Raw genomic sequence first — 17024 nt, forward strand, 5'->3', positions numbered from 1 at the left:
CAAGCTCGCCGTCCGCTACGAAGCCACCATCCAGCTCGCTGCCATCAACATCTGGCTACGAGCCCTTGCCAACACCACTTTCTAAACACGGCCTAAGGGAATCTGGAATGTACTGGCCGAGTCCTTCGCCGCCCTCTCCAAGGACCCGCTGGTAGTCGGCCTCCGTGTAGCGGGAACATTCGACCAGTGCCTTATAGGTCAAGCAGGCCTGCGCGTCGAGGACGTTGATCTCGTGTCTCAGGGTGAGTTCGGGGTCCAGGTTGAATCGCCGCAACTCGCGGTCGCGGTGGCGGTCCGGGTGCCCATGGGTGCTGAGGAGGCGTGCGAGACGGGCCCGGGCGTCGGCGAGATGGGCGATGAGCTGTGCGGCGTCGACCGGCTCGCCGCCCCCTTCGAGTAGCGCGCCGTCGGCCACCGCTTCAGGGACCTGGCGTCCGCCTCGCGAACTTGTCGAGCCGCTCAGAGGAAGGCGGCGCGGTGGTCGCGGGCGAACTGCTCGAAGGTCGTCGGCTCGCGGCCGGTGAGGTCGCGGACCGCCGTGGTGACCGTCTCCGCGCCGCCGTTCCGGTATGCGCGGCTCACCTCGATGAGGGCGTCGGCGTGGTACGCGGGCAGGCCGCGTTCCAGCATGGCGGCCCGGGCTTCGTCGTCCGAGAGCCCGACGAAGCGGACCGGCCTGTCCAGCACCCGGGAGAGCACCTCGGCGGCCTGGTCGTAGGTCAGCGCCTCAGGGCCCGTGAGGGCGTGGACGCGACCGTCATGGCCGTCGGTGGTGAGCACGTGGGAGGCCGCCCGCGCGATGTCGCGGACGTCGACGAAGCTGATGGGGGTGTCGGCGCGGGGCTGGGCGAAGCGGCCGGTCGTCCTGATCGACGCGGCGAACTGGCGGGAGAAGTTCTGCATGTAGAAGTTCGGCCGCAGGAACGTCCAGCGCAGGCCGGACGCCTGGAGCGCCACCTCCGCGGGCCGGTGGAGGCGGCCGATGGGCGTCAGTTCCTCGTCGGCCCGCCAGACCGACAGCTTCACGACCCGGGACACACCTGCGGCGGTCGCGGCCTCGATGAGGTTGAGCTCATGGCGGGTCTGGTCGGGGCCCATCGCGCTCACCAGGAACACCACGTCGACGCCGCGCAGCGCCGCCGGTAGCGTCGCGGGCTCGCCCAGGTCGATCCGGACGGCGTCCAGTCCGGCGGCGACCGCCCGATCGACGTCGCGCTGCGCGTGGTACGCGGCCCGCACCGGCTGCCCCGCATCCCGCAGCGTCCCGAGAAGCGCAGACCCCACGGCCCCGCCCGCCCCCGTCACCAAGATCATGCCGCGCATGCTAACCGCACCGGCCGACAGCCCCGCCCTCCCGCTCGGGGCAAGATGAGGATCTTCGGGCGGAGTGTCCGAGAGGTCCCCTAGCGTTGGGGGCATGGAAGATCATCCCTCGGAGGGGCCCGAGGACGTCGAGGCGGAGTATCAGCGGCCGCCGGCGGAGGTGCGGTTCGCCGACGAGTTGGAGAGGCTCCGCGAGAGCGACACCGGGCCGCGGCCGCCCGGGTGGGCGCTGAGCCTGACGGCCGCGCGGCGGTTCATCGTCGGTGACGACGCGCTCGGCGTCCGCCGCAAGTTCGTCGGCGACACCGCCCTCATCGACCGGGCCCTGGTGACGCTGGCGACGAGCCGGGGGCTGATGCTCGTCGGCGAGCCCGGGACGGCGAAGTCGCTGCTGTCGGAGCTGATCGCGGCGGCGGTCAGCGGCACCTCCACGCTCACGATCCAGGGCGGCGCGGCCACCACCGAGGACCAGATCAAGTACTCGTGGAACTACGCGCTGCTGGTGTCGGAGGGGCCCTCCACGCGCTCGCTCGTGCCGGCGCCGCTGCTCACCGGGATGGCCGAGGGCAGGGTCGTCCGGTTCGAGGAGATCACCCGCTGCCCGCTGGAGGTGCAGGACTCGCTGCTCTCGCCGCTGTCCGACCGCGTCCTGGCGATCCCCGAGCTGTCCCGCGCGGCGGCCGGGGGGAGTGGCGCGGTCTCGCACGGGGGCCAGAGCGCGGACGCGATGGTGTTCGCGCGCGACGGGTTCAACATCATCGCGACCGCCAACACCCGCGACCGCGGCGTCAACGAGATGAGCGCCGCGCTCAAGCGGCGGTTCAACTTCGAGACCGTGTTCCCGATCGCCGACTTCGCGACCGAGCTCGACCTGGTCGAGCAGGAGGCGCGGCGGCTGCTGGAGCACAGCGGCGTCGAGGTCGCGCCGCGCCGCGACGTCCTGGAGGTGCTCGTCACCGTGTTCCGGGAGCTGCGCGACGCCACCACCGGGGAGGGCCGGGCGATGGACCGGCTCTCGGCCGTGATGAGCACCGCCGAGGCGGTGTCGGTCGCCCACCAGGTCGGGGTGCGCGGCTGGTTCCTGCGCGGCGAGGCGGGCGGCGCCGCCGACATCGTCGAGTGCCTCGCCGGCACCGCCGCCAAGGACAGCCCCGAGGACCTCGCCCGGCTGCGCCGCTACCTGGAGCAGCAGGCGCCCCGCCGCGGCGGGGAGCAGTGGAGCGCGCTGCACGCCGCCCGGCACCTGCTGCCCGGCTGATGGCCGTCACGTTCGTCGGCGTCCGGCACCACAGCCCCGCGTGCGCCCGGCTCGTCCGGGACGTGATCCGGCGGCTGCGGCCCGCGTACGTGCTGGTGGAGGGGCCCGCCGACTTCGGCGGACGGATCGGCGAGCTGCTCCTCGGCCACCTGCCGCCCGTCGCGGTGTTCAGCTACTACCGGGACGCCGAGCGGGTGCACGCCTCCTGGTCGCCGTTCTGCGCGTACTCCCCGGAATGGGTCGCGCTGAACGAGGGCCGCGCCGCCGGGGCGGAGCTGCGGTTCATCGACCTGCCCGCGTGGCATCCGGCGTTCGCGGGCCGCAGCAACCGCTACGCCGACGCCGAGCGCCGCTACGCCGAGGTCACCGAGCGGCTGTGCCGGGAGTTCGCCGTCGACAACACCGACATCCTCTGGGACCACCTGTTCGAGATCGACGCCGAGGGCGCGGCGGGGCGGCTCGACGCGTACTTCGGGCTCCTGAGGGGCGAGGCGGAGGCCGGGGGAGACGACACTGCCCGCGAGTCCTACATGGCGGAGTGGGTGCGGGCCGCCGAGGCCGACGCCGGGGACCGTCCCGTCGTCGTGGTGACCGGCGGCTTCCACAAGCCGGCCCTCGAAGCCCTCGCCGCGTCCGGCGGCACCGAGTGGCCCCGGGTGCCCGAGCCGCCCGACGGCGCCGCCGGGGGCAGCTTCCTCGTGCCGTACTCGTTCCGGCGGCTCGACGCGTTCACCGGCTACCAGTCGGGGATGCCGTCGCCGGAGTACTACCAGCGGCTCTGGGAGGACGGCCCCGAAGCGGCCGCCGAGGCGCTCGTCGAGACGGTCGTGGCCCGGCTGCGCGGGCGCGGCCAGGTCGTGTCGACCGCCGACCTGATCGCCGCCCGCACCCTCACCGGCGGCCTCACCCGGCTGCGCGGCCACTCCGCGCCCGCCCGCACCGACCTGCTCGACGGCCTGGTGTCCGCGCTGGTGAACGACGACCTCGACCAGCGGCTCCCGTGGACCTCGCGCGGCCCGCTCGCCCCCGGGGCGCATCCGGCCGTCGTCGAGATGGTGGCCGCGCTGAGCGGCGACCGGACCGGGCGGCTGCACTCCGACACCCCGGCCCCGCCGCTCGTCGCCCACGCGACGGCCGAGCTGGCTCGGCTCGGGCTCGACCGCGACGGCCGGGTCGTGCTGAAGCTGGCGACCCCGCGCGGGCTGGAGCGCAGCCGCACGCTGCACCGCCTGCGCGTCCTGCGCGTCCCCCTCGCCGAGCGCGAGTCCGGTCCCGAGTCGGGCGCCGACCCGGTGCTGGAGGAGCGCTGGGTCCTGGACGCCTCCGACCGTGACGGGCGCCGACACGCCGCCCTCATCGAGGCGGGCGCCTACGGGCCGACCCTCGCCGACGCCGCCGCGGCCGTCCTGGACGAGCGGACGGCCGCCGCGGGCGCCGACATGGACGACCTCGCCGCCGTGCTGTTCGACGCGGCGCTGTGCGGCTGCGCGGACCAGTCCGGCCGGATCGCCGAGTCGATCGCCGCAGGCGTCGCGGGCGCCTCCGACATCGCCGCGCTCGGCGCCGCGCTCGAATCCGTCCTCGGGCTGTGGCGGCACGACCGCGTCCTCGGCACGGCCGGCAGCCCGCTGTTCGGCACGGTCATCGAGGAGTGCGTCGACCGGATCCTGTGGCTGGCGGAGGGCGTGCGCGGCGGTCCCGCGCCCGCCGACCTGCGCCGGCTCCGCGCCGTCGCCGCGGCCCGCGACGCGCTGCTGCACGCCTCCGGCGCGCTGCGCCTCGACCGGGACGCGGCACTCGGCGTCGCCCGGCGCGTCGCCGCCGAACCCGGCGCGCCGCCCGACCTGCGCGGCGCCGCGTTCGGGCTCGCCCGCACCCTCGGCGACGCCTCCGACCCGGCCCGCGCGGTGCGCGGCGCGGCCGCACCGGAGACGTTCGGCGACTGGCTCGCCGGCCTGTTCGCGCTGGCCAGGCAGGAGGTGCTCGACCCCGGCGCCGCCGTCCTCGGCGTCCTCGACGAGCTGGTCGGCGGGCTGGACCAGACCGAGTTCCTGGTGGCGCTGCCCGCGCTGCGGCAGGCGTTCGAGTTCTTCCCGCCCCGCGAGCGCGAGGCCATCGCCCAGGGGCTGCTGGACCGCCGGGGCCTGAGCGGCTCCGGCCGCGCGCTGCTCCGCGCGCCCGACCCGCCGCTGCTCACCGCCGAGGCCCTCGCGCTGGACGCCCGCGTGGACCGGGCCCTCGCGGCCGCGGGCCTCCTGACCGCCGAAGCGGACGGGCAGGGCGCGGAAAGCCGGCCCACCGCAGAGGAGGGGGCATCGTGATCCCGCCCGACCTGGAACGCTGGCGGCTCGTCCTCGGCTCGCCCGCCGGGGCGTGCATGGGCGGGCTGGGCGGCGCGGCCGCCGAACAGGACGCGGCGCTCGACTGGCTGTACGGGCGCGACCCCGACCTCGGCCGGCGCGGAGTGCGGCGCGGCGGCGGGAGCTGCGACGGCGACCCCGCCCGGTCCGACGACCGCACCGGCGGCGATGGGCCGTCCAAGCTCACCACGGTCGACTGGCTCGACGCCGTGCACCGGCTCTTCCCCAAGGAGACGATCGAGCGGCTCGAACGCGACGCCGTCGAGCGGTACGAGATCCACGCGATCGTCACCGACCCGGCCGTCCTGGAGCGCATCGAGCCGGACGAGGCGCTGCTGCGCGCCGTCCTGCGGACCAAGCACCTGATGAACCCCGAGGTCCTCGCGCTCGCGCGGAAGATCGTGGAGGCCGTCGTCCGGCAGCTGATGGAGCGGCTCGCCACCGAGGTCCGGCAGGCGTTCCACGGCACCCGCACGCGGCGGCCGAGCCGCATCAGGAACTCCCGCAACTTCGACTTCCACGGCACCGTCCGCGCCAACCTCGACCACTACCGGCCGGACGAGCGCCGCCTCTACATCGAGAACCCGAGGTTCGTGTCCCGGACGCGGCGGCACGTCGAGCAGTGGCAGATGATCCTGCTCGTCGACCAGTCCGGCTCCATGGTCGGCTCCGTCGTGCACGCCGCCGTCACCGCCGCGTGCCTGTGGGGGCTGCCCGGCCTGAAGACGCACCTCGTCGCGTTCGACACCTCCGTCGTCGACCTGACCTCCGACGTGACCGACCCCGCCGAGCTGCTGATGAAGGTGCAGCTCGGCGGCGGCACCGACATCGCGCGGGCCGTGGCCTACGGGGCGGGCCTCGTGGAGAACCCGCGCCGCTCGATCGTCGCGCTCATCACCGACTTCTACGAGGGCGGGGACCAGCACCGGCTCGTCCGGGAGGTGCGGCGGCTCGTCCAGCAGGGCACGCAGGTGCTCGGGCTGGCGGCGCTCGACGAGGAGGCCAACCCGTCCTACGACCGGGGGATGGCGCAGCGCCTCGCCGACGAGGGCGCCCACGTCGGCGCGATGACGCCGGGTCAGCTCGCCGAGTTCGTCGCGGAGAGGATGGGCCGTTGACCCGCGCCGACCTCCTCGCGCTCACCCCGGACGCGCTCGCCGCCCTCGCCAACCGCGGCCTGGTCAAGCGCGCCGCCAAGGACCTCGACGCCGGCAACGGCCCCGAGATCACCGTCATGCCGGACGGCGGGATCGAGGGCGCCTTCCCCGACGGCACCACGGCGTCCCTGCCCGCCGGGGCGGGGCTGGACGCCGCGCACTGCTCCTGCGCGGCGACCGGGACGTGCCGGCACCGGATCTGCCTCGTGCTCGCCTACCAGCGCGGCGCCGCCGAACCGGACGCCCCGCCGGCCCCGGAGCCGGCGGCCGACTGGTCGCCGGGCGCCTTCGACGACGACGCGCTTGCCCGCGTCCTCGGCCGGCGCGCCCTCACCGCCGCGCGCCGCGCCCTGCGCGCCGGCTACTCGGCGAAGATCCGCCGCCCCACCGCGCAGGACCCGGTGGCGCAGGTCGAGCTGCCGACCTGCACGGTCCGGTTCCTGGTGCCCGGCGAGCTCGGCTACATCCACACCGACGCCGTGGCGGCGGTGCGCGGCGAGGTCACCGTCCTCGCCGTCTGGGCGTTCCGCGCCGCCGACGAGCGCGGCCTGACCGGCGAGGAGGTCCGGCTGGACGTCGGCGGCCCGGCCGCGGCGGACGGGACGGGCGGGCCGGGCGGGAAGGGCGGGAACGGCCTCGACGCCGCGCTCGACCTCGCCGACCAGGTCCTCCTGGAGGGCGCCGCGCACGCCGGGCCCGTCCTCGCGACCGCGCTGGGCCGCACCGCCGGCGACCTCGCGGCGGCCGGCCTGCACTGGCCCGCCGCCGCGCTCGGCGACCTGGCCGAGCAGCTCGCCGCGCACCACGACCGCCGCGCCGACCACGACCCGCTGCGCGTCGCGGAACTGCTCGCCGAGCTCCACGCCCGGCACCGCGCGGCGGCCCGCGGCGGCGGCCGCTCCCAGGTGCTCGGCACGGAGGAGGCCGCGGACACGCCGCTGCGCCGCGTCCGCCTCGCCGCCCTCGGCTGCCGCGTCGGCGGCACGCCCGGGACCCGCACCGCCGACGTCTACCTCGCGCACACCGGCACCGGGATCGTCCTCGTGCTGAAACGGCGCTGGGACGTCCCGGACGGCGACCGCCTCACCGGCTCCGACCTCGCCGGGCGCCGCGTCCTCGGGTCTGCGCTGCGGTCCCTCGCCGCCGCGAACGTGGTGTCCGAGAGCGCCTCGCGCAGCGCCGGGCGCGTCGTCCGGGTCGCCGCCGGGCGGATCGCGAAGACGACGGTCACCCCGCTCGGCGACACCTGGGAGAGCCTGCCCGCCCGGCTGCTCGTCCGCGACATGGCCGCCGAGGGGCGGGCCCTGGACGCGCTGCCGCCCCGCCTGGTGCGGCCCCGCGTGGAGGCCGAGATGGTCCGCGTCGTCGAGATCGCCGAGGTCCGCGACATCGGCTACCACCCGGGCGCGCAGCGGCTGGAGGCCGTGGTCGCCGACGCGGCGGGGACCGCGGCCGCCGTGTCCGCCGACTACAGCCCGCACCGCCCCGCCGCGCTGGACGCCCTCGCCGAGGCGCTCGCTGCGGAGCCCCGGTTCGTGTCGGGCACCGTCCGCAGGGACCGCGGGGGCCTGGTCATCGACCCGTTCGCCGTCATGACCTCGCACGGCACCGTCGTCCCCGACCTGGCGCCCGGCGACGGCACCGCCGCCCTCGGGGCCCCTCCCGCTGCGGCGCCGGACCCGCTGGGCCAGTCCCTGGACGAGGCGCTCGCAGCCTGCGCCGAGGCGGCCCACCGCGGCCTGCTGCGCCTCCCGACCGGGGTGCGGGAGCGCCTCGTCCGCGCCGGCACCACGCTGGAGCGCGCCGGCCTCCGCACGACCGCCGACGCGCTCGCCGCCCTCGCCGCCGCGCTCGCGGGCGACGACCCGAGGAGCATGTCCCGCGCCTGGGCCACCGCCCACATCCGCCTGGTCACCGCGGCGGAACTGCGCTGACCTGCCGCTACGCGCGGCAGGTGAGCGGGCGGCCCCCGTTGAAGGTGATCATGTCGTTCAGGGCGGCGACCAGGTCGATCGGCGCGCCGGGCGCGTGCCCGTCCAGTTCGGCGTAGGCGCGGTGCAGGTTGCCGACGAGGCGCTCGGGGTCGGTCAGCTCCGCGTACGGGCCGAGGTCGGCCTCGCGGGCGGCCTCCAGCGGCGACAGCCCGGCCGGCTTGGCCTCGGCGGCCGTCGCCTGGACGAACCGCGCGTAGCCCAGCACCCGGCCGATGAGCTCGGGGCCGCCGACGGGGCCGTGCCCGGGGACGATCGTCTCCGCCCCCAGCGGCGCGACGACCTCCTCCAGCACCTTGATCGCGCCCGCGACCGAGCCCTGCATCAGGAACGGGGTGCCGCCGTTGAACAGCAGGTCGCCGCAGAACAGCACCCGCCGGTCGGGGAGCCACACGATCGAGTCGTTGGTGGTGTGCGCCGGCGTGCCGACGTGGCGGACCTCGCACCGCAGGTCGTCCACCCACAGCGTCACGGCGTCGGTGTAGGTGAGGAACGGCGGCTCGATCTCGACGCCGCCCCAGTCGACCTTCGTCCAGAACGGCTCGTCGAACGGCTCGCCCCAGCTGAGCGCGTCGTCCCGGGTCCTCTCGTGGCCGACGACGGTCGCGCCGGAGAACAGGTAGTTGCCGAAGGTGTGGTCGCCGTGGTGGTGGGTGTTGACCAGCGTCCGGACGGGGCGGTCCGTGACCGACCGGATCGACTCCAGGTACGCCCGGGTGCGGCGCTCGGTCGAGCAGGAGTCGACGCTCGTCACCCCCCGCGCCCCCACGAGGAAGCCGGTGTTGTTGATCCACCAGGTGCCGTCGGGCTGGAGGTAGGCGAAGATCCCGTCGGAGACCTCCTGCAGCCGCGGGCTTCCCGGTCCCTCGCGGTCGGGTGCGTCGCTCATGGGACCGGGAGTGTAACGGGCGGCGGGAACGCGGTCGGGCGGGCCGCTCCCGCGCGGCCGCGGCGGGCCCGGTCAGTACTCCGCCACGGTCGTCAGCAGGTGCGCGCGCGGCGAGACGGCGCGGGCGGACGGCTCCTGCGTCCCGGCGGAGCGCAGGACCTCCCCGGCGCCGAGCACGGCCGCGTCGCCGGTGTCGTCCCCGAGCCGCGCGCCCAGCCCCGTCCGGTCCTTGATCAGCCGCTCCAGGCCGGGCAGCCGGGCGCAGCCGCCGGTGAGCGTGATGCCGACGCCGAGCAGGGCGCCGGAGATCTCGGGCGAGCAGCCGGAGAGCCCGGCGCCGATCGCGTCCACGATCCGCGCGACCGGACCGGAGATCGCCCGGGCGACGTCCGCGGTGGTGAGGACGACGCCGCGCGGCATCCCCGTCGCGATGTCGCGCCCGTGGACGACGGTCTGCCGGACCGGGCGGCGACCGAGCGGCGGCACCGCGCCGACCTCCAGCTTGGCCTGCTCCGCCGCCGACAGCGACAGCGCGAGGCCGTGCTCCTGCCGGACGAGCGCGGCGATGGCGCGGTCCAGCGCCGATCCGCCGACGTGCGCGGTGTGCGAGGTGACCAGGCCGCCGAACGCGATGACGCCGACGTCGGTGACGTCCGCCCCGATGTCGGCGATCACCGTGATGTCGGGCCGCACGGTGGAGGTCATGCCCATCCCGATGGCGGCGGCGATGGGCGTCGGCACGAGCGTGAGGCGCCGCGCGCCCGCCTGGTAGGCGGAGAACTGCAGCGCCCGGTAGTGGACGGACGTCAGCCCGCTCGGGACGGTGACGACCAGGCGCGGGCGCGCCGTGTAGTGGCGCTTGTGGTGGCGGCGCACCAGGTGCCGCATCAGGTACTCGGCCTCGTCGGTCTCGGTCGGCGCGCCTTCGCGGATGGGCCGGACGAGCGTGACGTCCGGGTTGCGCCCGGCCATCTCCCGCGCGGGGGCGCCGAGGGCGAGGATGCGCCCCGTGTCCCGGGAGCGTGCGAGGAGCGACGGTTCGCGGCAGACGACGCCGCGGCCCTTCACATACATCCGCACGGTCGCGCTGCCCAGGTCGATAGCGGTGTCCCGGCCCGCGAAGTCCCACATCGCGTCCCTCCCAATCGCCCTGTTCGTCGCAAGAGTCCAGATGATTCCCGTGCTACCTGCGGCGATGCCCACGCCCGGGTAAGCGAATCGCAACGACCTGGCGGGTTGAATCCGGAATGTCCGGATCGCGGAACGCGCCCCGGCGCCGGCCCGGCACCCGCTCCCGGGCCAAGCGCCAGAGATCATGCGGGGACGGTGCCGGACCGCGCGTCCGGCGGCGCCGTCCGGCCCTGCCGACCCCACCGGGCCCGGACCTCGCCCACCGCGCGGCACGCCCCGTACAGCAGGAACGAGACCGTGGTGACGTACGGGCTGATCGGAAGGCTGGACCCGATCGACAGAAGGATCCCGCCCACGGCCGACACCGTCGCGAGCCCCGCGCTCAGTACCGCCGCCGCGGCGGGCGACGCGGTGACCCGCACCGCCGCCGCGGCGGGCGTGCAGATCAGCGCGAGCACCAGCAGCGCCCCGACGACCTGCACGGACACGGCGACCGCCAGGCCGAGCACGAGCATGAAGGCCGGTGACAGCGCCCGCACCGGCACGCCCCGCGCCGCCGCCGCGTCCGGGTCCAGGCTGGCGAACGCCAGCGGGCGCCACATGACCGCGAGGCACGCCAGCACCACCGCCGACGTCGCGAGCAGCCAGGTCAGCCCCGGCGTGTCGATCGCGACGATCTGGCCGGTGAGGAGCCCGAACTTGTTGGCCGACCGCCCCTGGTACAGCGACAGGAACAGCACGCCGAGCCCGAGCCCGAAGGGCATCAGCACGCCGATGACCGACCCGCGGCCGCGGGCCTTCGCGCCGAGCACCCCGATCAGGCCGGCGGCCGCCAGCGCCCCGGCGACCGAGCCGCCCGCCACGCTCGCCCCGGCCAGCAGGGCGGCCGCCGCTCCGGCGAACGACAGTTCGCTGATGCCGTGCACGGCGAACGCGAGGTCGCGCATGACGACGAACGTCCCGGCGAGCCCCCCGACGAGCCCGAGGACGGCCCCGGCGATGAGCGAGTTGCGCACCAGCCCGAGCAGTGCCCCGTAGTCCTGGAAGTTGAAGACCTCGTGCCACGCCTCCTGCCAGCTCATACCGTCTCCGAGCGGCAAGGCCGCGCGCCGGCCGCCGCGCGCGCCGGAGCCTCCGTGACCCGGGTCGTGCCCATGTCCAGCAGCCGGTCCGCGAAGGGGAGGACCGGGTCGATGTCGTGGGTGACGAAGACGACGGTCGTGCCGTGCTCGCGGCGGCGCCGGTCGACCAGTCCGGCGACGACGCGCTGGTACCGGGCGTCCAGGGACGCCAGCGGCTCGTCGCACAGGAGGACGCGCGGACCGGCCGCCAGCGCCTGCGCGACCCGGACGCGCTGCAGCTCGCCGCCCGAGAGGAGTTCGAGCGGGACATCGGCGAACGCGGCGGCGCCCACGTCGGCGAGGGCGGCGTCGACCCGGCGGCGCACGTCCCGGCGCGGCCGGCCGGGCCCCCAGCGGTGGCCGTCGACGCCGAGCCGCACGAGGTCGCGGGCGCGCAGCGGGGTGTGCGGCGGCACGGCCCTGTGCTGCGGGACGTAGCCGATGCCGGCGCCGCCGCGCCGGGGGCGGCGCCCGTCCACCGCGACCGTTCCGGACGACGGCCGCTGGAGCCCGAGCAGCACCCTGAGCAGGCTGGTCTTCCCCGAACCGTTGGGCCCGACGACGGCGAGGAACTCGCCGGGCGCCACGTCGAGGTCCAGCCCGCGCCACAGCGTCCGGCCGCCGTAGGACAGGGCGGCGCCGCGCAGGGCGATCACGACAGCGCCTTCTGGAGCGCGGACACGGTGCCGTCCATCCAGGCGACGTAGTCCCGCCCGCCGGGCAGCGTCTCGGTGACCGGGACCACCGGGACGCCCGCCTCGTCCGCCGCCTTGCGGACCTGCTCGGTCTGCGGGCCGCTCGTCTGCACGTTCTCGACGAGCGCCCGGACCTTCTTGCCGGTGAGCAGCGCCAGCGTGTCGCGCATGGCCCTCGGCGGGACGTCGTCCCCCTCCTCGATCGCCTCGGCGAACCCCTCCGGCGTCCGGTCCACCAGGCCGGCCGCCTCGAGGAGGTAGGCGGGGACGGGCTCGGTCACCGCCACACGGTCCCCGGCGTGCGCGGCCTTGATCGCCGCCACCCTCTCCTCCAGCGCCTTCAGCTTCGCCTTGAAGGACGCCGCGTTCGAGGAGAAGGTCTCGGCGGCCCCGGGATCCGCCTCGCCGAGCGCGGCGGAGATCCGGTCGGCCAGCAGCGCGACGGACGGCAGGTCGTACCAGACGTGCTCGTTCGGCTCCTCGCCCGCGGGCGCGGTCTTCCCGGAGATCTGGAAGGCGTTGAGCACCCGGGCCTTCGAACCGGCGCCCTTCAGCAGCGTGTCCACGAAGCCGTCGTAGCCGCCGCCGTTCTCGATGACCACCTCGGCCCTGGAGAGCGCGAGCCTGGCGCGGGTGCCCGCCTCGAAGGAGTGCGGATCCTGCGCGGGGTCGCTGATGAACGACGTCACCGTCACCCTGCCGCCGCCGATCTGCCGCGCGATGTCCCCGTACACGTTGGTCGACGCCACGACCTGGACCGTCGCCGCCGCGCCGGCGCCGGGGGACGATCCGCAGGCGGCGGACCCGAGCGCCGCGGCGGCGAGGACGGCGCCCGCCCCGAGGACGCGCGCACGCTGAGCAGGCATCATGAACCTCCTGAAAATGATAACGATTTTCAGTGGCAACCTAGCATGGCTCGCCCGTCCTGTCCCGTTCGTCGCTCGTCGCGGGCAAAGGCCCTCGCACGCGAAAGGCCGCCGTCCCGGTCAGGGACGGCGGCCTGTGCGGTGTTCGGTCGACGGGCTCTACCAGGCGAACGCCTCCGGCACCGGACCCGGGCCGGGGAAGATGTCGTCCAGGGCGGACAGGAACGCCTCGGGCAGCTCCAGTTCGGCGGCGCGGACGGCGGAGTCGAGCTGCTCGCGGACGCGCGGCCCGACGATCGGGCCGGTCACGCCGGGACGGGTGAGGAGCCAGGCGAGGCCGACGTCGCCCGGGGGAAGGCCGTGCTCGTCGCACAGGTCCTCGTAGGCCTGGACGCGCGCCCGCTCCGCCGGGTCGCCCAGCATCTCCGCGGCGCGGCCCGACCGGGACCGGGAGCCGTCCCCGTCGCGCTCCTTGCGCAGGACGCCGCCGAGCACCCCGCCGTGCAGCGGGGACCACGGGATCACGCCGAGCCCGTAGGCCTGCGCCGCCGGGACGACCTCCATCTCGGCGCGCCGTTCGACCAGGTTGTACAGGCACTGCTCGCTGACCAGTCCGAGCGAGCCGCGGCGGGCGGCGGCCTCGTTGGCCTGCGCGATGCCCCAGCCGGGGAAGTTGGACGAGCCGGCGTAGAGCACCTTGCCCTGCTGGACGAGGACGTCGACCGCCTGCCAGATCTCCTCCCACGGCGTCGACCGGTCGATGTGGTGGAACTGGTACAGGTCGATGTGGTCGGTGCCGAGCCGCTTCAGCGACGCCTCGGCGGCCTGGCGGATGTGCAGCGCGGACAGCCCGCCCTGGTTCGGCCAGGGCGAGTCGGGCGGCGCCATGTCCGCGTAGACCTTCGTCGCGAGGACGGTCTTCTCCCGGCGACCGCCGCCCTTGGCGAACCAGGAGCCGATGATCTCCTCGGTGCGGCCCTTGTTCGCGCCCCACCCGTAGGCGTTCGCGGTGTCGAAGAAGTTGATCCCCGCGTCGAGCGCCGCGTCCATGATCGTGTGGGCGTCGGCCTCCTCGGTGAACGGGCCGAAGTTCATCGTGCCGAGCACCAGGCGGCTGACCTTCAGGCCGGTGCGGCCGAGTCGGGTGTATTCCATGGTGATCAAGCCAAGCACCTGGAGCGTGCTCCAGGTCAAGTGTGACGCGCCCCCCGGCGCCCCCCGGCGCCGCACGGCGCGCGCATGGCGCCGGGGCAGGCGGAGAGAGGCTCAGGGACCGACGTATACGGCCCACGGCTCGTAGGCCGGGCCGTGCCAGAAGGATCTCGGTTGCCCCGCGGCTCTCGGCCGGGGTTCAGGCTTTGACATGTCCGACGGTGTGTCGCTTCGCGGAGCCTGGGCCGCGGAATCGTCCGGTCTGGAGTGGCCGCCGGGTGGCGCGGCCTTCGCTACCGGGTGGCGGGGGGCCTTTTTAGAGGGTTTGTCGCTTTTCTTGTGGGATTTCAGGTGATGTGGCGGAATGTGGGGGGTCCGCTCGCTATCTGGGGGCTGGTCGGCTCTCTTCTGCGCACTCATCCGATCGATCTTCTCGACGAGCTCCCGCACGGACGGCGACCACTCGCGATAGGCGGGCGCGCCGGGCCGTACCGCGCCCGCGAACTGTTTCTTGCGCCGCGCGCCGAACTTGTCGATGCGGACCCTGGCCCCCGAATTGGGCGCGTGCAGGAACCGGCCGTGCCCGACGTACATGCCGACGTGGCTGCGGCCGTGGAAGAAGATGAGGTCCCCGGGCTTGAGGTGCCTCATCTTCACCTTCCGGTCCACCTTGCGGTACTGGGCGTAGGTGACGCGGGGGATCCTGACGCCCGCCCTGCGCCACGCGGCCATCATGAGGCCGGAGCAGTCGTAGCCGGACGGCCCCGTGGCGCCCCACCTGTACGGCTTGCCGATCTGCTTGCGGGCGAACCGCAGCGCCTTCTTCGCGCGCTTGCGCTGGGCCGCCTCCCGCGTCCGGTACTTGTCGTACGCCCGGACCTTGTGCAGCGTGGCCGCGTCCAGGTGCAGTCTCCTCAGCGACGTCGGGCTGAGCGCCGTCGGCGTGAGCGCGGCGAAGGACGTGGAACCCAGCGGGACCGTCAGGGCGAGCCCGGTCACCGTCGCCGTGACGGCGGTTCGGAGCGCTCCCCGTTTTCGGTCGGCCGCCCGGCCGCGGCCGGTCCGGCCCGCGATCGCTCCGCTTCCGCTTTCGGCCTCGTGCGAGTGGCGTGCGATGGACATTCTTCCGCTCTCCGTTTCCGATCAGGTATCGGCAGGTGATCATCATCCCGCCGAGGGAACGGGTACCCGTTGAACGGCACGGAATTGTGCGAGCGCGCCGATTTTACGTGATCATGGCGCCGAATTGGAGGCCGGATTCAGTGTCTTTGATCAAGCGGTCAGATGGGCGAGCGATTTCAGCGGGACGGCGAGCCAGGCGGGCCTGTTCTGCGCCTCGTACCGCACCTCGTAGACGGCCTTCTCGAATTCGAAGGCGCGGATGAGCACCGAATGCGCGGCCGGGTCGGGGCCGCCGCCCGCCGCGTAGCCGCGGCAGAACGCGGCGCGGTTGCGCGCCGCCCAGGCGTGCGCCCGGGTCTCCAGCCGCGGCCCCGACTCGCTCGGCACCGTGCCCGCCTTGGTGATGAGGTACCGCGCGGCGTACTCGAACGAGCGGAGCATCCCGGCGACGTCGCGCAGCGGGTGCGCGAGGGCGCGGCGCTCGCTCTGCGTCCGCGCCGGCTCGCCCTCGAAGTCCAGGACCGTCCACCCGGACTCGGTGCGCAGGACCTGCCCGAGGTGGTAGTCGCCGTGGACGCGCTGGACGGGCAGCGGCTCGGCCCGGGCGGCCAGGTCGAGGTACGCCTCCGTGAGCGCCTTGGCGTGCGGCGCGAGCGCGGGCACCGTGCGGCAGGTGCCGGTCAGCTCGGTGTTCATCCGCGCGGCCATCGCGCGGACCTCCGCCGCCGGGACGACCGTCACGCCGAACGCGTCGGCGAGCGCCCGGTGCACCTCGGCGGTGGCCGCGCCGAGCCGTTCGGCCTCGGCGGCGAAGTCGCCGCCGGCGGCGCTCGCGTCCAGTTCGGCCCACTCGTCGCCGCCGGGCGGCGGCGTGTGCGCGAACCAGTCGCGCACGCTGGCGATCGCGAGGCTCCACCCGTCCACGCCGGTGTGCAGGTAGTCCGACAGGAGGGCGAGCGTGACCGGCTCCCCGCCCGCGGGGGCGCCGTGCCCCCGGTCCAGCTCGATCCAGCCGAGGACGGCCGGGACGTGCGTGCAGCCGCCGCGGGTCAGCGCGAGGTTGACCTCCAGGTCGAGGTTGACGCCGGGGGACAGGCGGCGGAACAGCTTGCAGATGTACTCGTCGCCGAACAGCAGCGACGTGTTGCTCTGCTCGGCGGTCATGGGCAGGCTCGCCAGGTCCGTGCGGATGCGGGCCCCGCCGGCGTGGTGGAACCGCAGCGGGCCGACGGACGCCTCGCGCGCCATGGCGTCCAGCAGCACCCGGGTCAGGTCCGGGTCGTGCGCGGCGTCGTACAGGCGGGGCCTCGCGGGCCGGTCGCCGCAGTGCCCGCCGATCTCGACGTGCCGGAGCCGGTCGGGCAGGTCACGGCGGACGCCGAGGAGGAGCTGGTAGTGGTCGGTGGCGCCGTCGCGGCGGACGTCGAGGACGAGGTGGTGCAGGGCGGGGTCGCCGGAGTGGAGTTCGGTGGCGGTGCCGATGGCGAGCTCGTGGATGGGGCCGTCCTTGCCGCCGAACCAGCGCTGCCGGGGCAGCCACTCCGCGATGTCCCGGACGAGGTCCGGCTCTGGAGGAAGCACGGTCAGACGGTCCTTCCCGCGCGCGTGCCGAGCCCGGCCTCCGCGCTCGGCCCGGGGGCCGCGTCGTCCGGGGGGATCAGCTGGAACCAGAAGAAGCCGTGGCCCGGCAGGGTCAGCAGGTAGGGCAGCTCGCCGATGGCCGGGAACTGCACGCCGCCCATGCACTCGACGGGGGAGTAGCCCTCGAAGCGCCGCAGGTCCAGCTCGACGGGCTGCGGGAACCGGGACAGGTTGCTGACGCACAGGACCGTGTCCATCTCCCCCCACGGGCTCTCGTCCTCGGTGATCTCGCGGGTGAAGGCGAGGACGGAGGGGTTGGAGGCGGACAGTTCGACGTAGGAGCCGACGCCGAAGACGGGGTGGCGCTGCCGGATCTCG

At 74.9% G+C, this 17024-nt stretch carries 15 protein-coding genes; 4 read left to right on the plus strand and 11 right to left on the minus strand.

What is annotated here, in order from left to right; genetic code table 11:
• Positions 1-55 precede the first annotated feature (55 nt).
• Together ABWI07_RS42630 and ABWI07_RS42635 are read right to left on the minus strand one after the other, a co-directional pair.
• Positions 56-415 (minus strand): hypothetical protein, encoded by a 360-nt coding sequence (locus ABWI07_RS42630; RefSeq protein ID WP_353822028.1) that lies wholly within the window; start codon positions 413-415, stop codon positions 56-58.
• A gap of 44 nt (positions 416-459) precedes the next feature.
• Positions 460-1314: an SDR family oxidoreductase gene (locus tag ABWI07_RS42635; RefSeq protein WP_353822029.1), complete on the minus strand. Its 855-nt coding sequence runs from the start codon at positions 1312-1314 to the stop codon at positions 460-462.
• 103 nt (positions 1315-1417) lie between these two features.
• On the opposite strand from ABWI07_RS42635, the gene ABWI07_RS42640 reads away from it, so the two are divergent.
• From ABWI07_RS42640 to ABWI07_RS42655, 4 genes are read left to right on the plus strand one after another with little or no spacing between them, the layout of a single operon-like run.
• Complete coding sequence (locus tag ABWI07_RS42640) at positions 1418-2581, plus strand: ATP-binding protein (protein ID WP_353822030.1); 1164 nt, start codon at positions 1418-1420, stop codon at positions 2579-2581.
• Entirely contained in the window at positions 2581-4902 is a 2322-nt protein-coding gene (locus ABWI07_RS42645) for a DUF5682 family protein (protein ID WP_353822031.1), read from the plus strand. Before ABWI07_RS42640 ends, ABWI07_RS42645 begins: the two co-directional genes overlap by 1 nt.
• Positions 4899-6059 (plus strand): VWA domain-containing protein, encoded by a 1161-nt coding sequence (locus ABWI07_RS42650; protein WP_353822032.1) that lies wholly within the window; start codon positions 4899-4901, stop codon positions 6057-6059. The genes ABWI07_RS42645 and ABWI07_RS42650 overlap by 4 nt, the downstream gene beginning before the upstream one ends.
• Positions 6056-8032, plus strand: coding sequence for a YehQ family protein (locus ABWI07_RS42655; RefSeq protein ID WP_353822033.1), 1977 nt, complete (start codon positions 6056-6058; stop codon positions 8030-8032). The genes ABWI07_RS42650 and ABWI07_RS42655 overlap by 4 nt, the downstream gene beginning before the upstream one ends.
• Positions 8033-8039: 7 nt before the next feature.
• On the opposite strand, the gene ABWI07_RS42660 is transcribed toward ABWI07_RS42655, so the two are convergent.
• The 9 genes from ABWI07_RS42660 to ABWI07_RS42700 all read right to left on the minus strand — a co-directional run.
• Positions 8040-8978 carry an MBL fold metallo-hydrolase gene (locus ABWI07_RS42660; RefSeq protein ID WP_149263863.1) on the minus strand — a complete coding sequence of 313 codons (939 nt, stop codon included), beginning with the start codon at positions 8976-8978 and terminating at the stop codon, positions 8040-8042.
• Between the two features lie 72 nt (positions 8979-9050).
• Positions 9051-10109 carry a rod shape-determining protein gene (locus ABWI07_RS42665; protein WP_353822034.1) on the minus strand — a complete coding sequence of 353 codons (1059 nt, stop codon included), beginning with the start codon at positions 10107-10109 and terminating at the stop codon, positions 9051-9053.
• A gap of 182 nt (positions 10110-10291) precedes the next feature.
• The gene (locus ABWI07_RS42670; RefSeq protein ID WP_353822036.1) at positions 10292-11191 is read right to left on the minus strand and encodes a metal ABC transporter permease; all 900 of its coding nucleotides are present in this window, start codon (positions 11189-11191) and stop codon (positions 10292-10294) included.
• Positions 11188-11886, minus strand: coding sequence for a metal ABC transporter ATP-binding protein (locus tag ABWI07_RS42675; RefSeq protein WP_149263866.1), 699 nt, complete (start codon positions 11884-11886; stop codon positions 11188-11190). Before ABWI07_RS42675 ends, ABWI07_RS42670 begins: the two co-directional genes overlap by 4 nt.
• Positions 11883-12791, minus strand: a complete 909-nt coding sequence (locus ABWI07_RS42680) for a metal ABC transporter solute-binding protein, Zn/Mn family (RefSeq protein WP_149263867.1) — start codon at positions 12789-12791, stop codon at positions 11883-11885. The genes ABWI07_RS42675 and ABWI07_RS42680 overlap by 4 nt, the downstream gene beginning before the upstream one ends.
• Positions 12792-12950: 159 nt before the next feature.
• A complete protein-coding gene (locus tag ABWI07_RS42685) occupies positions 12951-13946 on the minus strand; it encodes an aldo/keto reductase (RefSeq protein ID WP_149263868.1) in 996 nt (331 codons plus the stop codon).
• 111 nt (positions 13947-14057) lie between these two features.
• On the minus strand, positions 14058-15065 hold the full coding sequence (locus tag ABWI07_RS42690; RefSeq protein WP_353822037.1) for a C40 family peptidase: 1008 nt from the start codon (positions 15063-15065) through the stop codon (positions 14058-14060).
• A 150-nt stretch (positions 15066-15215) separates the two neighbouring features.
• Positions 15216-16646, minus strand: a complete 1431-nt coding sequence (locus ABWI07_RS42695; protein ID WP_353822038.1) for a maltokinase N-terminal cap-like domain-containing protein — start codon at positions 16644-16646, stop codon at positions 15216-15218.
• A 2-nt stretch (positions 16647-16648) separates the two neighbouring features.
• The coding region (locus ABWI07_RS42700) for an alpha-glucosidase C-terminal domain-containing protein (RefSeq protein WP_353822039.1) at positions 16649-17024 on the minus strand (376 nt) is incomplete at its 5' end.

The organism is Actinomadura sp. NPDC000600 (assembly GCF_040492135.1).
In the GTDB taxonomy this organism is placed as follows: Bacteria; Actinomycetota; Actinomycetes; order Streptosporangiales; family Streptosporangiaceae; genus Spirillospora.